The sequence below is a fragment of the Bacillus sp. FSL R9-9497 genome (assembly GCF_038005805.1).
Lineage (GTDB): Bacteria > Bacillota > Bacilli > Bacillales > Bacillaceae_G > Bacillus_A > Bacillus_A cereus.
In genome coordinates this window covers 4,937,881-4,953,183 of the sequence record NZ_JBBOTY010000001.1, presented here as the reverse complement: position 1 = coordinate 4,953,183, position 15,303 = coordinate 4,937,881, and the positions used below count along the sequence as shown (strand labels likewise).

Sequence of the window (15,303 nt, the reverse complement as noted above, 5' to 3'; positions counted from 1 at the left end):
GAAAGAAGTCTATGATAAAGATACAACTTAACAAGTAAATGAAAGGGGAAATAGTTATGAAAAAGTTTTTGTTGATGGTAGGCGGGATTGTATTAGGAATGGCGGTTATTTATTTCGTAAAAAGCTAAAAGGAGCTGTTAAGGGTGGCATTTGAAATTCAAGGATTAAATAAAACATTTGGTGAATATAAAGCCGTTAATGATTTAAATATACGTGTAGAAGAAGGTGGAATTTTAGGGATGCTGGGCCGAAATGGTGCTGGTAAGACGACAACGATTCGTATGATCTTAGATTTAATCAAACCGGATAGCGGCCAAATTCTATGGAATAATCGCCCTTTTTCAAAGAAAGACCTATCTATTGGCTATTTACCAGAAGAGCGTGGATTATACCCGAAAATGAATGTAGTGGAGCAATTGGTGTATTTCGGCAAGTTAGAAGGAATGCCAGCTAATCTTGCAAAAAGGCATGCGTTACAATGGCTAGAAAAATTAGAAATGACACCACATTTAAAGAAGAAAACAGAGGAATTGTCAAAGGGAAATCAACAAAAAATCCAATTGATTTCAGCGATATTGCATAATCCGGAATTCATCATACTAGATGAACCATTTAGTGGATTGGATCCTGTAAATGCAGAGATGTTAAAAAATGTTGTGCTCGAGTTAATCGCGCAAAGAAAAACTATTATCTTCTGTAGTCATCAAATGGACAGTGTAGAAACGTTCTGTGAGGAAATTTGTATTATGAAAAATGGTCAACTTGTATTATCGGGTGCCTTGTCAGATATTAAGAAAAGTTATCAATACAAATATATGACGTTGCAAACGGAAGGGGATATTGAACCTATTCTTAAGAAGAAAAATTTCAATTTTGAAAAAGTTAATCGTACGTTCATGATTAAAGTTAATGATGGAGAGGATGCATTTTCGCTGCTTGAAGATATTAAAACTAAACAATATATCCGAGATGTTTCTATTAAAGAACCTTCTTTACATCAAATCTTTGTTGAAAAGGCGGGTGCATAAGTAATGAGGAATTTCTGGATTGTTTTAGGGCAAACGTATTGGGATCGTGTGAGGACGAAAATATTTATTGGGATGACATTGTTATTAATAGGGGGAGGGATATTCTTATTCTCCTTTCCAACTTTAGTACAAAAGTTTTCTGGAGAGAAAGAAAAAGCAAAAGTTGTATTTATTTCCGAAGCACCTAATGTTACTTTGGATCAATCTAATCTTAGTAAAGCTCTTCCAGAATGGGATTGGTCTTTAGGTGATAAAACAAAATTAAATCAATATAAGCAAGATTTGTTAGATAAGAAAGTCGAAGCGCTCTTTATATTAAAAGAGGGTGCGGGTGCTGAACCAGTATTAGATTACTTTATGAAGGTGGATAATCCTAAGTTGATTCAAAGTGCGCAGGTATTTGTACAAAATCAGTATTTTCAAAGTGCGGTAGTTAAACAACAGTTATCAGAAGAGGCTGTGAAATCACTGACGATGAACGTGCAAGCGAAAAAGCAAAACTTAAATAACGAAGAAACAAGCTCATTCTTACTGGTGTATTTATTAGTAGCGATTATGTACTTAGCAATTACTTCGTATGGAAATGCGATTGCTACAGCGGTAGCGTCAGAGAAGGCGTCGCGTGTTATGGAAGTGATGGTAACGAAGGTGTCGCCTGTTCACATGGTCTTTGGGAAGATATTAGGAGTCGGTCTTGCTAGTTTGACACAGTTATTTATTTTCTTCCTTAGTATGGCGCTATATATTAAATCTGGAATTTTCAAGGTATCGGATTCGTTTTTTGGAGTGAATATTGATGTAAATATGATTACAGGTGAGCATGCTGCATATTTCTTGTTATATTTTGTTCTCGGTTACTTCGTTTATGCGGCACTTTTCGCAGTGTTTGGTTCTATGGTAAGCAGGCCAGAAGAATTATCTGGAACAACGATGCCAATTACTCTTATATTGATGGGAAGCTTAGTGGTGGAGTTATTAGTAGTACTTGATAACCCTGAAGGGTTAGTATCAAGAGTGACATCATATGTACCGTTTACAGCTCCAATCAGTATGGTAGTTAGGATTATTAATGGATCCGTTGGGAGTTTAGAAATTATTACATCTATAGTTGTATTAGTAGCTAGTATCAGCTTAATTGCTATGTTTGCAGCAAAGGTCTATCCGAAAGGCGTGTTAAGAAGTGGTAAGAGCCTTAAATTTAGTCAATTGTTAAAAAATAATTAATTGTAGGGGGGAATAAATAATGAGATTTTTTTCGAAAAGAAAACAAAAAATGATGGATAGTAGTGGCGAGAGAAGCGTGAAAAAAATAGTTGAGTTGTCTGTGGAAGAGATGAGGGGAATTCAAGGAGCGTCTAGTGAATCAAATGATTATCTCTATGATTCCTATGTAATTAGGAATCAAAGTTCCTTAGCGTTGAATAAAAGGTTTCTTCCTTAATAAAAATCATAAAAGAGTAGTTAGGCATAGTGAAGCGTCACTATACCTAAACTGCTCTTTTTATTTTGGAATTGAACAGAGAGAAATTTAATGTTGTTATATATAAAATTAAGAGTTACTATTAGTATGTGGTTATAAAAAGTTTATCCCGCATTAACGGGCAGTAAGACCCCCACCTCAAAATTCAGCGGAAGCAAAGAAGTTAGGTGGGGATCGGACTGCCCGTAAAAGCCCGATTGGTAAGGGCTAATAATCAGTGGGGATGGACAAAACCCCCCACTGATTAAAGTTTCACTTTATTATTTTCTTTCAATATTATTCAAATTTCGGTTGTAAGTTGTAAATCTCATTAATACATATAAATTAATAATATTTTGGAATGGGTGTCTGCGTGAGGATTCTCCTTTTACCAAACTTATTGTACAATAGAAACAAGGGGGAGATTAGTTTGAAGGCAAGTCTTTTACAAGAACAAAGCTTACGTTTGGCAATGACACAAGAGTTAAGGCAAGCGATTACAATGCTCCAGTATAATGTACAAGAATTATCGGAGTTTTTGTATGAGCAATCGTTAGAGAATCCCCTTATTGAGTTAGGTGGTTTTGAGAGGGAGAAGAAAAAGAGCTCTAACAACAGTAAAAGTACCAGCAAACAAGTCGAGAATCAGATGGAGATCTACAGTGTGGATTCTACAACGATTCAGCAACATTTATTAAATCAAATACAGTATTATAAAATAGATGAAGAAGAGCGAAAAGTAGCTTCTTTCATTATTATGAACATGGATGGAAATGGATATTTACAAGAAACGAATGAAGAGTTAGCAGAGCTCCTTTCTGCACATATTCATGTAGTCGACCGTTCTGTAGAGCTTGTCCAATCACTGGAGCCAGCAGGGGTAGGGGCGCGTAATATTCAGGAATGTTTAACCTTGCAATTGAAGCGCTTACAAAGACGTAATGGATTAGCAGAAGAGGTTGTAGAAGATCATTTCGCTTATTTCGTGAAGAAAGATTGGCGAAAGCTCGTTCAAGTGTTGAAGTGTAGTAATGAGGAATTGCAGAGTGCGGTAAATTGTATAACGTCATTACAACCAAAACCAGGTCTTGCGTTTTCTTCAGATAAACCACTTTACATTGTACCTGATATGGCGGTGAAAAAAGATGGCGATCGCCTCGTTTTACAAATGAATGAGAGAAATATGCCGAGAATTGAAATTCATTCTGAATATAGTGCGCTTCTTAATAATAGTGAAAGTGAAGTAGCATCTTACGTATCAGAAAAGTATCAGCATGTGCAGTGGATTATGCGCAGTTTGAAGCAGAGAAAACAGACATTGCTGCAAGTAATGACTATTATTATGGAAAAACAACGTGATTTCTTCTGGAAAGGTCCAGAGTATTTAAGACCTCTCGCTTTAAAAGAGGTAGCGGAAGAGTTAAGTGTGCATGAATCAACAATTAGTCGTGCGACGCGAAATAAATATGTGCAAACACCACACGGTTTATTTGAGATGAAATCGTTCTTTAGCAATGCCGTTTCAACGACTGAAGATGAAGCAGTTTCTACAAAACGTGTAAAACAATTTATTCAAACGCTAATTGGGGCAGAGGATAAGAAAAAGCCACTTTCAGATCAAAAGATTTCAAAATTATTAGAAGAAGAGCATGAAATTGTTATTTCTCGAAGAACAGTGGCGAAGTATAGAGAACAAATGCATATCCCAGCTTCGTCATTACGAAAAACGATCGGATAGGTGAAGAAGATGAAAGTTGTACTGTATACTAAAAAAGATTGTGGCCTTTGCGTGAAGGCGAAACAAGTTTTACAGGAAGTACAATGTGAATATTCTTTTCAAATCGAGGAAATAGATATATATGAAGATAATGACCTTTTAGAAAAATATCACTTAATGATTCCGGTTGTAGAAATGGACGGAAAACAAGTAGAATATGGTAACATTCACAAAGGTGTCATAATAAACTATATAAAGAATGCAGTTAAGAGTTGAATAAGTTTCTATCTCCTGTTACAATAATACACGTAGCAGGGATTATTTTTTTAACCTATGTGGGACACAAAATGTCACTACGGGACGTAAAGTGACCACGAGGGAAAATGAACCGATGTAGTGAGGAGAAAAGATATGCGCTCATGGATTCAGAATACAAAAAAATTATTACCTGATCTGCTACCTGTTATGCAAACGAGAATGCAAATTCTTCAATACATTAGGCTCATGCAGCCGATTGGAAGAAGAAACTTATCAGCAAGTCTCGGTATGACAGAACGAGTATTGCGAAGTGAAGTTCAAGTTTTGAAAGAACAAAACTTAGTTCGCGTCGCTTCTTCTGGAATGACTTTGACAGAAGAAGGAACAGCTTTAGTTCTTGCTTTGGAAGACTTTATGAAAGAAATTTCCGGGTTAAAGGTTTTAGAAAAGCAACTTAAGGAAACATTAGACTTGGATGAAGTTTTCGTTGTCCCTGGTGATAGTGATGAATCACCTTGGGTCAAACTGGAGATGGGCCGTGCTTGTGTGACTTGTATAAAAGACCGTCTGACAGCGAATAATATCGTTGCTGTGGCTGGAGGAACTACGCTAGCTGCTGCTGCGGACATGATGCAACTTGATTGCAAAGATTTACATATGCTGTTTGTCCCAGCACGTGGTGGAATTGGAGAAGGTGTTGAATTAGAAGCCAATACCATTTGTGCCAAGATGGCGCAAAATACGATGAGTAATTATCGCTTATTGTATGTTCCAGACCATGTTAGTAGCGAAGCATATGCGTCTATTGTGACAGAGCCTTCCGTGAAAGAAGTTCTTGAGTTGATTCGATCTTCCAATATCGTTATTCATGGAATAGGTGATGCGTTAACAATGGCACGTCGCAGAAGTACTTCAGAAGCAGATTGGTTAAAGATTCAGGCAAGCGAAGCAGTTGGCGAAGCTTTCGGTTACTACTTTAATGAAGAAGGAAATGTTGTTCATAAAGTAAGAACAGTTGGTATGCAACTAGAGGACTTACAAAATGTATCTCATGTTGTTGCAGTCGCTGGAGGTTCTTCAAAGGCAAAAGCAATACAGGCTGTAATTAAACAAGGGCACACTTCAATTCTAATTACAGATGAAGGTGCAGCAAAACAGTTAACAAAGGGTTTTACCCTTTAATATAATCCCCCAAGGAGGAAATTCAAATGACTAAAATTGGTATTAATGGATTTGGACGTATCGGACGTAACGTATTCCGCGCAGCTCTTAACAACTCTGAGGTAGAAGTAGTAGCAATCAACGACTTAACAGATGCTAAAACATTAGCTCACCTTTTAAAATATGACACAGTTCACGGAACTTTAAATGCAGAAGTATCTGCTAACGAAAACAGCATCGTTGTTAACGGTAAAGAAATTAAAGTTATCGCTGAGCGTGACCCAGCTCAATTACCATGGAGCGACTACGGAGTAGAAGTAGTAGTAGAATCTACTGGCCGTTTCACTAAAAAATCAGATGCTGAGAAACACTTAGGTGGATCAGTTAAGAAAGTTATCATCTCAGCTCCAGCTTCTGACGAAGATATCACTGTAGTTATGGGTGTTAACCACGAACAATACGATGCAGCTAACCACAACGTAGTATCTAACGCTTCTTGTACTACAAACTGTCTAGCTCCATTCGCTAAAGTATTAAACGAAAAATTCGGCGTAAAACGCGGAATGATGACAACAATTCACTCTTACACTAACGACCAACAAATCTTAGACTTACCACACAAAGATTTACGTCGTGCTCGTGCAGCAGCTGAAAACATGATCCCAACATCTACTGGTGCAGCTAAAGCTGTAGCATTAGTATTACCAGAACTTAAAGGTAAATTAAACGGTGGCGCTGTACGTGTTCCAACTGCTAACGTTTCTCTAGTTGACTTAGTTGTTGAACTTGACAAAGAAGTAACAGTTGAAGAAGTAAATGCAGCATTCAAAGCAGCAGCTGAAGGCGAATTAAAAGGTATCCTTGGATACAGCGAAGAGCCATTAGTATCTATCGACTATAACGGATGTACAGCTTCTTCTACAATCGATGCATTATCTACAATGGTAATGGAAGGTAACATGGTTAAAGTACTTTCTTGGTACGATAACGAAACTGGTTACTCTAACCGCGTAGTAGACCTAGCAGCTTACATGACTTCAAAAGGTCTTTAATTCTTAATTATATAAGTTATCAATGACAAAACGAGGGAGAGGGTTTGTTCCCTCTCTCTCTTCTTTCGTTTTAAAAGCAAATGTGTTAAGCTTTTGAGTGGGTTTTGTCAATCCTAACTAGTAGTCGGAGGGAAATCCAATGAACAAAAAATCAATTCGTGACGTAGATTTAAAAGGTAAGCGTGTATTTTGCCGCGTTGATTTCAACGTACCTATGAAAGAAGGCAAAATTACAGATGAAACTCGTATCCGTGCAGCTCTTCCTACAATTCAATATTTAGTAGAGCAAGGTGCGAAAGTTATTTTAGCAAGTCACTTAGGCCGTCCAAAAGGTCAAGTAGTAGAAGAAATGCGTTTAACTCCAGTAGCAGCACGCTTAGGCGAGCTTCTTGGTAAAGACGTTAAAAAAGCGGACGAAGCATTCGGACCAGTTGCACAAGAAATGGTTGCAGCAATGAACGAAGGCGACGTATTAGTTCTTGAAAACGTACGTTTCTATGCGGGCGAAGAAAAGAACGATGCAGAACTTGCGAAAGAATTTGCAGCACTTGCTGACATCTTCGTAAACGATGCATTCGGTGCAGCTCACCGTGCTCACGCTTCTACAGCAGGTATCGCAGACTACCTACCAGCAGTATCTGGTCTATTAATGGAAAAAGAGTTAGATGTACTTGGTAAAGCACTTTCTAACCCAGAACGTCCATTTACAGCTATCATCGGTGGTGCGAAAGTAAAAGATAAAATCGGTGTAATTCGTCATCTATTAGACAAAGTAGATAACTTAATCATCGGTGGTGGACTTGCTTACACATTCGTTAAAGCTTTAGGTCATGAAATTGGTCTATCTCTATGTGAAGACGACAAGATCGAACTAGCTAAAGAATTTATGCAACTTGCAAAAGAAAAAGGCGTAAACTTCTACATGCCAGTTGATGTTGTAATCACTGAGGAATTCTCTGAAACTGCAACAACTAAAATCGTTGGTATCGACTCTATCCCTTCTAACTGGGAAGGCGTGGACATCGGTCCTAAAACACGTGAAATTTATGCAGATGTAATTAAAAATTCTAAGCTTGTTGTATGGAATGGACCAATGGGTGTATTCGAAATGACTCCATTCGCAGAAGGTACAAAAGCAGTAGGACAAGCATTAGCAGATGCAGAAGATACATACTCTGTTATCGGCGGTGGTGACTCTGCAGCAGCTGTTGAAAAATTCGGTATGGCTGATAAAATGAGCCACATTTCTACTGGCGGCGGTGCGTCATTAGAATTCATGGAAGGTAAAGAGCTTCCAGGTGTAGTTTGTCTTAACGACAAATAAGTAGCAGCCAAAGAAAAAGGACGGTGCAAAGCATGCGTAAACCAATTATCGCAGGTAACTGGAAAATGAATAAAACTCTATCAGAAGCAGTTAGCTTCGTAGAGGAAGTTAAAGGTCAAATCCCAGCAGCTTCAGCTGTTGATGCAGTAGTTTGCTCTCCAGCTCTATTCTTAGAGCGCCTTGTAGCAGCAACTGAAGGGACTGACTTACAAGTAGGTGCACAAAACATGCACTTCGAAAAAAATGGTGCATTCACTGGCGAAATTAGCCCAGTAGCACTTAGCGACTTAAAAGTTGGCTATGTAGTACTTGGCCACTCTGAGCGTCGTGAAATGTTTGCTGAAACAGATGAGTCAGTAAACAAAAAGACTATCGCAGCATTTGAACATGGTTTAACACCAATCGTATGTTGTGGTGAGACTTTAGAAGAGCGCGAAAGCGGAAAAACATTTGATCTAGTAGCAGGTCAAGTGACAAAAGCACTTGCAGGTTTAACAGAAGAGCAAGTTAAAGCAACTGTTATCGCTTATGAGCCAATCTGGGCTATCGGTACAGGTAAATCTTCTTCTTCTGCAGATGCAAACGAAGTATGTGCGCACATCCGTAAAGTTGTTGCAGAAGCTGTTTCTCCAGAAGCTGCAGAAGCTGTTCGTATCCAATACGGCGGTAGCGTAAAACCAGAAAACATTAAAGAGTATATGGCACAATCTGACATCGACGGCGCTTTAGTTGGCGGTGCTAGCTTAGAGCCTGCTTCGTTCTTAGGTCTTCTGGGGGCGGTAAAATGAGAAAGCCAACAGCTTTAATCATTCTTGACGGTTTCGGACTTCGTGAAGAAACTTACGGGAATGCTGTAGCACAAGCTAAGAAACCTAATTTTGATGGTTACTGGAACAAATTCCCTCACACAACGCTTACAGCTTGTGGCGAGGCAGTAGGTCTTCCAGAAGGTCAAATGGGTAACTCTGAGGTTGGTCACTTAAATATCGGTGCTGGCCGCGTAGTATATCAAAGCTTAACACGCGTTAACGTTGCAATTCGTGAAGGCGAGTTCGATAAGAACGAAACTTTTCAAAATGCAATTAAAAGCGTAAAAGAAAAAGGTACTGCACTTCATTTATTCGGTTTACTTTCTGACGGTGGTGTGCACAGTCACATGAACCATATGTTTGCTCTTCTTCGCTTAGCAGCAAAAGAAGGCGTGGAGAAAGTTTATATCCATGCATTCTTAGACGGCCGCGATGTTGGACCACAAACAGCAAAAGGTTATATCGATGCAACGAATGAAGTAATTAAAGAAACAGGAGTAGGACAATTCGCGACTATCTCTGGTCGTTATTACTCTATGGACCGTGACAAGCGTTGGGATCGCGTAGAAAAATGTTACAGTGCTATGGTGAATGGTGAAGGCCCTACTTATAAATCAGCAGAAGAGTGTGTAGAAGACTCTTATGCGAACGGTATCTATGATGAATTCGTATTGCCGTCTGTAATTGTTAACGAAGATAACACGCCAGTTGCAACAATCAATGATGATGATGCAGTTATCTTCTATAACTTCCGTCCAGACCGTGCAATTCAAATTGCTCGTGTATTTACAAACGAAGACTTCCGTGAGTTCGATCGTGGTGAAAAAGTACCTCACATTCCAGAATTCGTATGTATGACACACTTCAGTGAAACTGTAGATGGATACGTGGCATTCAAGCCAATGAACCTTGATAACACTTTAGGTGAAGTTGTTGCGCAAGCGGGATTAAAGCAACTTCGCATCGCGGAAACTGAAAAGTATCCGCACGTTACATTCTTCTTTAGCGGTGGTCGTGAGGCTGAATTCCCAGGAGAAGAACGTATCTTAATTAACTCACCAAAGGTTGCAACGTATGACTTGAAACCTGAAATGAGCATTTACGAAGTAACGGACGCTTTAGTAAATGAAATCGAAAATGATAAACATGATGTTATCATTCTTAACTTTGCGAACTGTGATATGGTTGGCCATTCTGGGATGATGGAACCAACAATTAAAGCAGTAGAAGCAACTGACGAATGTTTAGGAAAAGTTGTAGAAGCGATTCTTGCAAAAGATGGTGTAGCACTTATTACTGCTGACCATGGTAATGCTGATCAGGAGTTAACTGCTGATGGCGGTCCTATGACAGCTCATACAACTAACCCGGTTCCTTTCATCGTTACAAAAAATGATGTAGAGCTTCGTGAAGGTGGTATTTTAGGAGATATCGCTCCAACAATGCTTACACTTTTAAATGTGGAACAACCGAAAGAAATGACAGGTAAAACAATTATTAAATAATTTACTTATATAAAAAGGAGAGAATTTATTATGTCAACAATTATTGATGTTTATGCTCGCGAAGTCCTTGACTCTCGTGGTAACCCAACTGTAGAAGTAGAAGTTTACACAGAAAGCGGTGCTTTCGGACGCGCTATCGTACCAAGTGGTGCATCTACTGGTGAGCACGAAGCAGTAGAATTACGTGACGGTGACAAATCTCGTTACCTTGGTAAAGGTGTTGTTAACGCAGTAAACAACGTTAACGAAATTATTGCTCCAGAAATCGCTGGTTTCGATGTAACTGACCAAGCTGGTATCGACCGTGCTATGATCGAATTAGATGGCACTCCAAACAAAGGTAAACTAGGCGCTAACGCTATCCTTGGTGTATCTATGGCAGTAGCTCACGCAGCAGCTGACTTCGTAGGTCTTCCATTATACCGTTACCTTGGTGGATTCAATGCAAAACAATTACCAACTCCAATGATGAACATCATCAACGGTGGTTCTCACGCTGATAACAACGTTGACTTCCAAGAGTTCATGATCTTACCAGTTGGTGCTCCAACATTCAAAGAATCAATCCGTATGGGTGCTGAAGTATTCCATGCACTTAAAGCTGTATTACATGACAAAGGTCTTAACACTGCAGTAGGTGACGAAGGTGGATTCGCTCCAAACCTTGGTTCTAACCGTGAAGCTTTAGAAGTAATCATCGAAGCTATCGAAAAAGCTGGTTACAAAGCTGGCGAGAACGTATTCTTAGGAATGGACGTTGCTTCTTCTGAGTTCTACAACAAAGAAACTGGTAAATATGACCTTGCAGGCGAAGGCCGTACTGGCTTAACTTCTGCAGAAATGGTTGATTTCTATGAAGAGCTTTGCAAAGACTTCCCAATCATCTCTATCGAAGATGGTTTAGACGAAAACGACTGGGATGGTCACAAATTATTAACTGAGCGTATCGGTGATAAAGTACAATTAGTTGGTGACGATTTATTCGTAACTAACACTCAAAAACTTGCTGAAGGTATCGAAAAAGGTATCTCTAACTCAATCTTAATTAAAGTTAACCAAATCGGTACTTTAACTGAGACTTTCGAAGCTATCGAAATGGCTAAACGTGCTGGTTACACAGCAGTTGTATCTCACCGTTCTGGTGAAACTGAAGATGCTACAATCGCTGACATCGCAGTTGCAACTAACGCTGGCCAAATCAAGACTGGTTCTATGAGCCGTACTGACCGTATTGCTAAGTACAACCAATTATTACGCATCGAAGACGAACTAGGCGAAATCGCTGTTTACGATGGTATCAAATCTTTCTATAACATCAAACGATAATTGTAGAAAATAAACGACAGACCGTGAGAAATCACGGTCTGTTTTTTTATGCTAAAATTGTTCACCCGTCATAAGTGACATGAAATGTTTGAAGAAGCGGTTATAGTCAAAATCAATTGCGATTTGATGAACCGGCCAATCAATAAATGGCTTCTGGTTCACTAGAGAGCGAAATTCCCCTATGCTTGCTCCTTGTGCAGAGGATTCTGTCATGACAACAATAGGTGATTTATGATATGTGAACATAGGGTTATCAAATAAAGCGAGTATTGGCATTGTGTCATGGAAGGGGCTCCCCTTTAAATGTGGTAGGGCGTCTTTATAATATCCGTAGTAATAATGATCAAATAACGGTTTGACAAGTGGAGCTTTTCCTTTTGCCTCAATGTATTCTGCCATTTCTGGTGTAATGATGGAGTATTGAGTGACGTTTAATGGGTATATGTACATGTTAACTGCGGATTGAAGGACTATATTAGCGGCAGTAGGATCGCCATAAAAGTTTGCTTCGGAAATAGGGGTAACATTACCAGGATGTAAAAAGGCACCGCCCATTACGTAGTAAGATTTAATTTGTTTCATTAACTGTTTGCACATGATAAACAAAATTGCTAGGGAGGTAAGTCTTCCTAAACTCACAATGATTAATTCATCTTTATACTGTTCAATAAGAGGAATGACTTCAAAAAAATTCTCCATTTCTCCGTTAGTCACATTCACCTTTGGAATAATTGGACCGAGCCCCTGTTTCCCATGTACATCCGTAAAAAACGCAGGTGGGGCACCAGTAAGGGGACGTTCTGAACCACCGAATATCTTGATATTTCTATTCTTTGTTTCGTTATTAAAAAAATGAGCATTTTCTACGGCCATTTTTTTTGGAACATTGCCGTAATCAGCAACGATACCGACGATTTCTATTTCATCGATAAAGAATGCTAAGAGGAGAGCCATCGTATCATCAATCCCAGGATCACAAAAAATGAGAACTTTTTTGGGCATATGTTCACCACCTATCTTGTTTATCCCGTACAAATCCGCTTGGTGAGGGCTAATAATCAATAAGGATAAGGGAAATCTCATTGATTAAAGTTTCACTTTATATATATGTAAGTTTAAGGATAAAAAGATTATTTTATTGAAATAATAGTATTTTAAATTCAGAAAATAAAAACTTTTATATTAGGTCAAGGTTTTTGACGTAATTTTCATTTGAAAATGCAGTCATATCAAGGTTGTAAGCGTATAACATAGGCTGTTTTTGCTGTCAAGTTGATAAATTGCAGCTTTTTACAATTTATACTATGATAAAGATATTAACAGAAGATCGTATAAACATGAGGGATGATGAACATGAAATTTACAAAGATTCTTGTCCAAATTGCTGCTCTTTACGTGTTTTATATGGTTGGAACTTGGGTGCAAGAAATGTTAAATATTCCGATTCCAGGAAGTTTGATTGGAATGTTCCTCTTACTTGTTTTACTTAGCCTAAAAGTTCTTCCAGTGAAATGGTTCGATTTAGGAGCAGAAACACTCGTTGCTATTATGCCGTTTTTATTAATTCCGCCGACGCTTGGCCTAATGAATTACGGTGCTTTTTTTATGAGTAAAGGAATTTCTCTTTTCATTACAGTTGTAGCGAGTACATTTTTAATTATTATTGTCGCAGGACATACAGGACAATATCTTGCGAATAGGAAGGAAAGAGAGTCGCGATGAGCCAAATATTAATCGGAATCGGTTGGGTTCTTTTTACGGTGCTATTATATCAATTATCTAAAAAAATCTATAAATTATTTCCAACACCATTCACCATTCCAATGCTTGTAGCAACTGGATTAATGGCTTTCCTATTTATCGTGCTTGATATACCATATCAACATTATATGGAAAGTGGTGGTGGCTGGATTGCAAAGCTACTTGGACCCGGTGTTGTAGCATTTGCAATTCCTCTTTATAAACAACGTCATGTTCTGCAAAAATATGTTGTACCGATTGCTGGTGGGGTATTAGTAGGTACAACAGTTGCAATCGCTAGTGATTTTGCGATTGCTTCACTTATGGGAACAGATAAAAGCTTAATCTTATCGTCTTTACCAAAATCGGTGACAATGCCAGTTGCGATGAGTGTTTCAGAACAAGTTGGTGGTGTACCTTCCTTAACAGCAGCTTTCGTTGTTATCGCAGGTATTACTGGAACGATTACAGGACCCCTTTTATTAAAATGGAGCCGTGTTACAAACTCAGTTGGTAAAGGTATCGGATTTGGATGTGCTTCTCATATTATGGGTGTTATGAGAGCGATGAAAAATAACGAACATGAAGGTGTTATTGGATCGGTAACAATGACATTAACAGCAATTTTGACATGTTTACTTGGACCGTTATTTGCGATGATGTTTATGTAATAGAAGAAAAGCGAGAGCGCCTCTATAGCTCTCGCTTTTCTATAGAATTTATGCTACAGTTACAATAACTGAATCTTTGTAGGAGGTACGCCAAGTGCATACGTTATTATCAGTTTTACTTATTATTGTATCGATTTTAATGATTGTTATGGTACTTATGCAATCTAGTAATAGCTCAGGCCTTTCAGGTGCAATTTCAGGCGGTGCGGAGCAATTATTTGGTAAGCAAAAGGCACGTGGAATTGAAGCGGTATTAAACCGTATTACAATTGTTTTAGCTGTATTGTTCTTTGTATTAACAATTGGTGTTACGTACTTCAATTTATAGAATTGAAAGAAGAAGCGTTAGTGAATGGTACTAATGGTTCTTCTTTTTTTGTTTTGTCATTTGAAAGATGTTTCTAATTAGATTATAGAAATACAAATATGGTACACTAGATATAGAAAGAATACGACTAGATTACAGAAGAGAAAGAGGAGAAATACATGATGAAATTAGCATCTCCGAAACCATTTACATTTGAGGGTGGAGACCGCGCTGTTTTATTACTACATGGATTCACAGGGAACTCAGCTGATGTACGTATGTTAGGGCGTTTCTTAGAAAAGAAGGGCTATACTTGTCATGCGCCAATTTATAAAGGGCACGGTGTACCACCAGAAGAGCTTGTTCATACAGGGCCTACAGATTGGTGGCAAGATGTAACGGAGGCATATCAGCTTTTAAAAGATAAAGGTTTTGAGAAAATTGCTGTTGTTGGATTGTCACTTGGCGGCGTATTTTCTTTAAAATTAGGTTATACAGTACCGGTTTTAGGTGTAGTACCAATGTGTGCACCGATGTATATTAAGAGCGAAGAAACGATGTACCAAGGTATATTGGCATATGCCCGCGAATATAAAAAACGTGAGCAAAAATCACCTGAACAAATTGAACAAGAAATGTTGGAATTCCAAAAGACACCGATGAATACATTAAAAGCATTACAACAATTAATTGCTGACGTACGTAACAATGTGGATATGATTTATGCACCAACATTTGTTGTACAAGCACGTCATGACGAAATGATTAATACAGATAGTGCTAACATTATTTATAACGGTGTAGAATCTACGTTAAAAGACATTAAATGGTATGAAGACTCTACGCATGTCATTACACTTGATAAACAACGTGACGAGCTACATGAGGATGTATATAACTTCTTGGAGCAACTAGATTGGTAAGATCTAGTTGCCTCTTTTTTTCA

16 protein-coding genes are annotated in these 15,303 nt (G+C 38.4%); 15 read left to right on the top strand and 1 reads right to left on the bottom strand.

The features are described from left to right. Positions 1–143 precede the first annotated feature (143 nt). The 11 genes from MKY21_RS25655 to eno all read left to right on the top strand — a co-directional run bounded on the left by MKY21_RS25655 (position 144) and on the right by eno (position 11,639). A complete protein-coding gene (locus MKY21_RS25655; RefSeq protein WP_000863493.1) occupies positions 144–1,028 on the top strand; it encodes an ABC transporter ATP-binding protein in 885 nt (294 codons plus the stop codon). Between the two features lie 3 nt (positions 1,029–1,031). Beyond that, complete coding sequence (locus MKY21_RS25650) at positions 1,032–2,252, top strand: ABC transporter permease (protein WP_086392927.1); 1,221 nt, start codon at positions 1,032–1,034, stop codon at positions 2,250–2,252. Between the two features lie 19 nt (positions 2,253–2,271). Further along, a complete protein-coding gene (locus tag MKY21_RS25645; RefSeq protein ID WP_001210632.1) occupies positions 2,272–2,469 on the top strand; it encodes a hypothetical protein in 198 nt (65 codons plus the stop codon). A gap of 448 nt (positions 2,470–2,917) precedes the next feature. Beyond that, a complete protein-coding gene (rpoN, locus tag MKY21_RS25640) occupies positions 2,918–4,225 on the top strand; it encodes an RNA polymerase factor sigma-54 (RefSeq protein WP_000647955.1) in 1,308 nt (435 codons plus the stop codon). Between the two features lie 9 nt (positions 4,226–4,234). Continuing rightward, positions 4,235–4,480 carry a glutaredoxin family protein gene (locus MKY21_RS25635; RefSeq protein WP_000869730.1) on the top strand — a complete coding sequence of 82 codons (246 nt, stop codon included), beginning with the start codon at positions 4,235–4,237 and terminating at the stop codon, positions 4,478–4,480. A 135-nt stretch (positions 4,481–4,615) separates the two neighbouring features. Beyond that, the gene (gene cggR / locus MKY21_RS25630) at positions 4,616–5,644 is read left to right on the top strand and encodes a gapA transcriptional regulator CggR (RefSeq protein WP_341077640.1); all 1,029 of its coding nucleotides are present in this window, start codon (positions 4,616–4,618) and stop codon (positions 5,642–5,644) included. Between the two features lie 26 nt (positions 5,645–5,670). Next, positions 5,671–6,675, top strand: a complete 1,005-nt coding sequence (gene gap, locus MKY21_RS25625; RefSeq protein ID WP_000161236.1) for a type I glyceraldehyde-3-phosphate dehydrogenase — start codon at positions 5,671–5,673, stop codon at positions 6,673–6,675. 139 nt (positions 6,676–6,814) lie between these two features. After that, positions 6,815–7,999, top strand: coding sequence for a phosphoglycerate kinase (locus MKY21_RS25620; protein WP_001036350.1), 1,185 nt, complete (start codon positions 6,815–6,817; stop codon positions 7,997–7,999). A 32-nt stretch (positions 8,000–8,031) separates the two neighbouring features. Then, a complete protein-coding gene (gene tpiA / locus MKY21_RS25615; protein ID WP_001231038.1) occupies positions 8,032–8,787 on the top strand; it encodes a triose-phosphate isomerase in 756 nt (251 codons plus the stop codon). Then, the gene (gene gpmI, locus MKY21_RS25610; RefSeq protein WP_001231158.1) at positions 8,784–10,313 is read left to right on the top strand and encodes a 2,3-bisphosphoglycerate-independent phosphoglycerate mutase; all 1,530 of its coding nucleotides are present in this window, start codon (positions 8,784–8,786) and stop codon (positions 10,311–10,313) included. The genes tpiA and gpmI overlap by 4 nt, the downstream gene beginning before the upstream one ends. 30 nt (positions 10,314–10,343) lie before the next feature. Continuing rightward, positions 10,344–11,639: a phosphopyruvate hydratase gene (gene eno, locus MKY21_RS25605; RefSeq protein ID WP_000103951.1), complete on the top strand. Its 1,296-nt coding sequence runs from the start codon at positions 10,344–10,346 to the stop codon at positions 11,637–11,639. Between the two features lie 51 nt (positions 11,640–11,690). On the opposite strand, the gene MKY21_RS25600 is transcribed toward eno, so the two are convergent. Continuing rightward, positions 11,691–12,641 (bottom strand): nucleoside hydrolase, encoded by a 951-nt coding sequence (locus tag MKY21_RS25600; protein ID WP_341077637.1) that lies wholly within the window; start codon positions 12,639–12,641, stop codon positions 11,691–11,693. A gap of 351 nt (positions 12,642–12,992) precedes the next feature. Here MKY21_RS25600 and MKY21_RS25595 point away from each other — a divergent pair, with 351 nt between their 5' ends. From MKY21_RS25595 to estA, 4 genes are all read left to right on the top strand, one after another. Then, positions 12,993–13,361 carry a CidA/LrgA family holin-like protein gene (locus tag MKY21_RS25595; RefSeq protein WP_000673222.1) on the top strand — a complete coding sequence of 123 codons (369 nt, stop codon included), beginning with the start codon at positions 12,993–12,995 and terminating at the stop codon, positions 13,359–13,361. Further along, positions 13,358–14,050 carry an LrgB family protein gene (locus MKY21_RS25590; RefSeq protein ID WP_000078304.1) on the top strand — a complete coding sequence of 231 codons (693 nt, stop codon included), beginning with the start codon at positions 13,358–13,360 and terminating at the stop codon, positions 14,048–14,050. Before MKY21_RS25595 ends, MKY21_RS25590 begins: the two co-directional genes overlap by 4 nt. A gap of 94 nt (positions 14,051–14,144) precedes the next feature. Beyond that, positions 14,145–14,378 (top strand): preprotein translocase subunit SecG, encoded by a 234-nt coding sequence (gene secG / locus MKY21_RS25585; RefSeq protein WP_000557264.1) that lies wholly within the window; start codon positions 14,145–14,147, stop codon positions 14,376–14,378. 161 nt (positions 14,379–14,539) lie between these two features. Next, a complete protein-coding gene (gene estA / locus MKY21_RS25580) occupies positions 14,540–15,280 on the top strand; it encodes a carboxylesterase (protein ID WP_000761986.1) in 741 nt (246 codons plus the stop codon). The last annotated feature ends 23 nt before the right edge of the window (positions 15,281–15,303 follow it).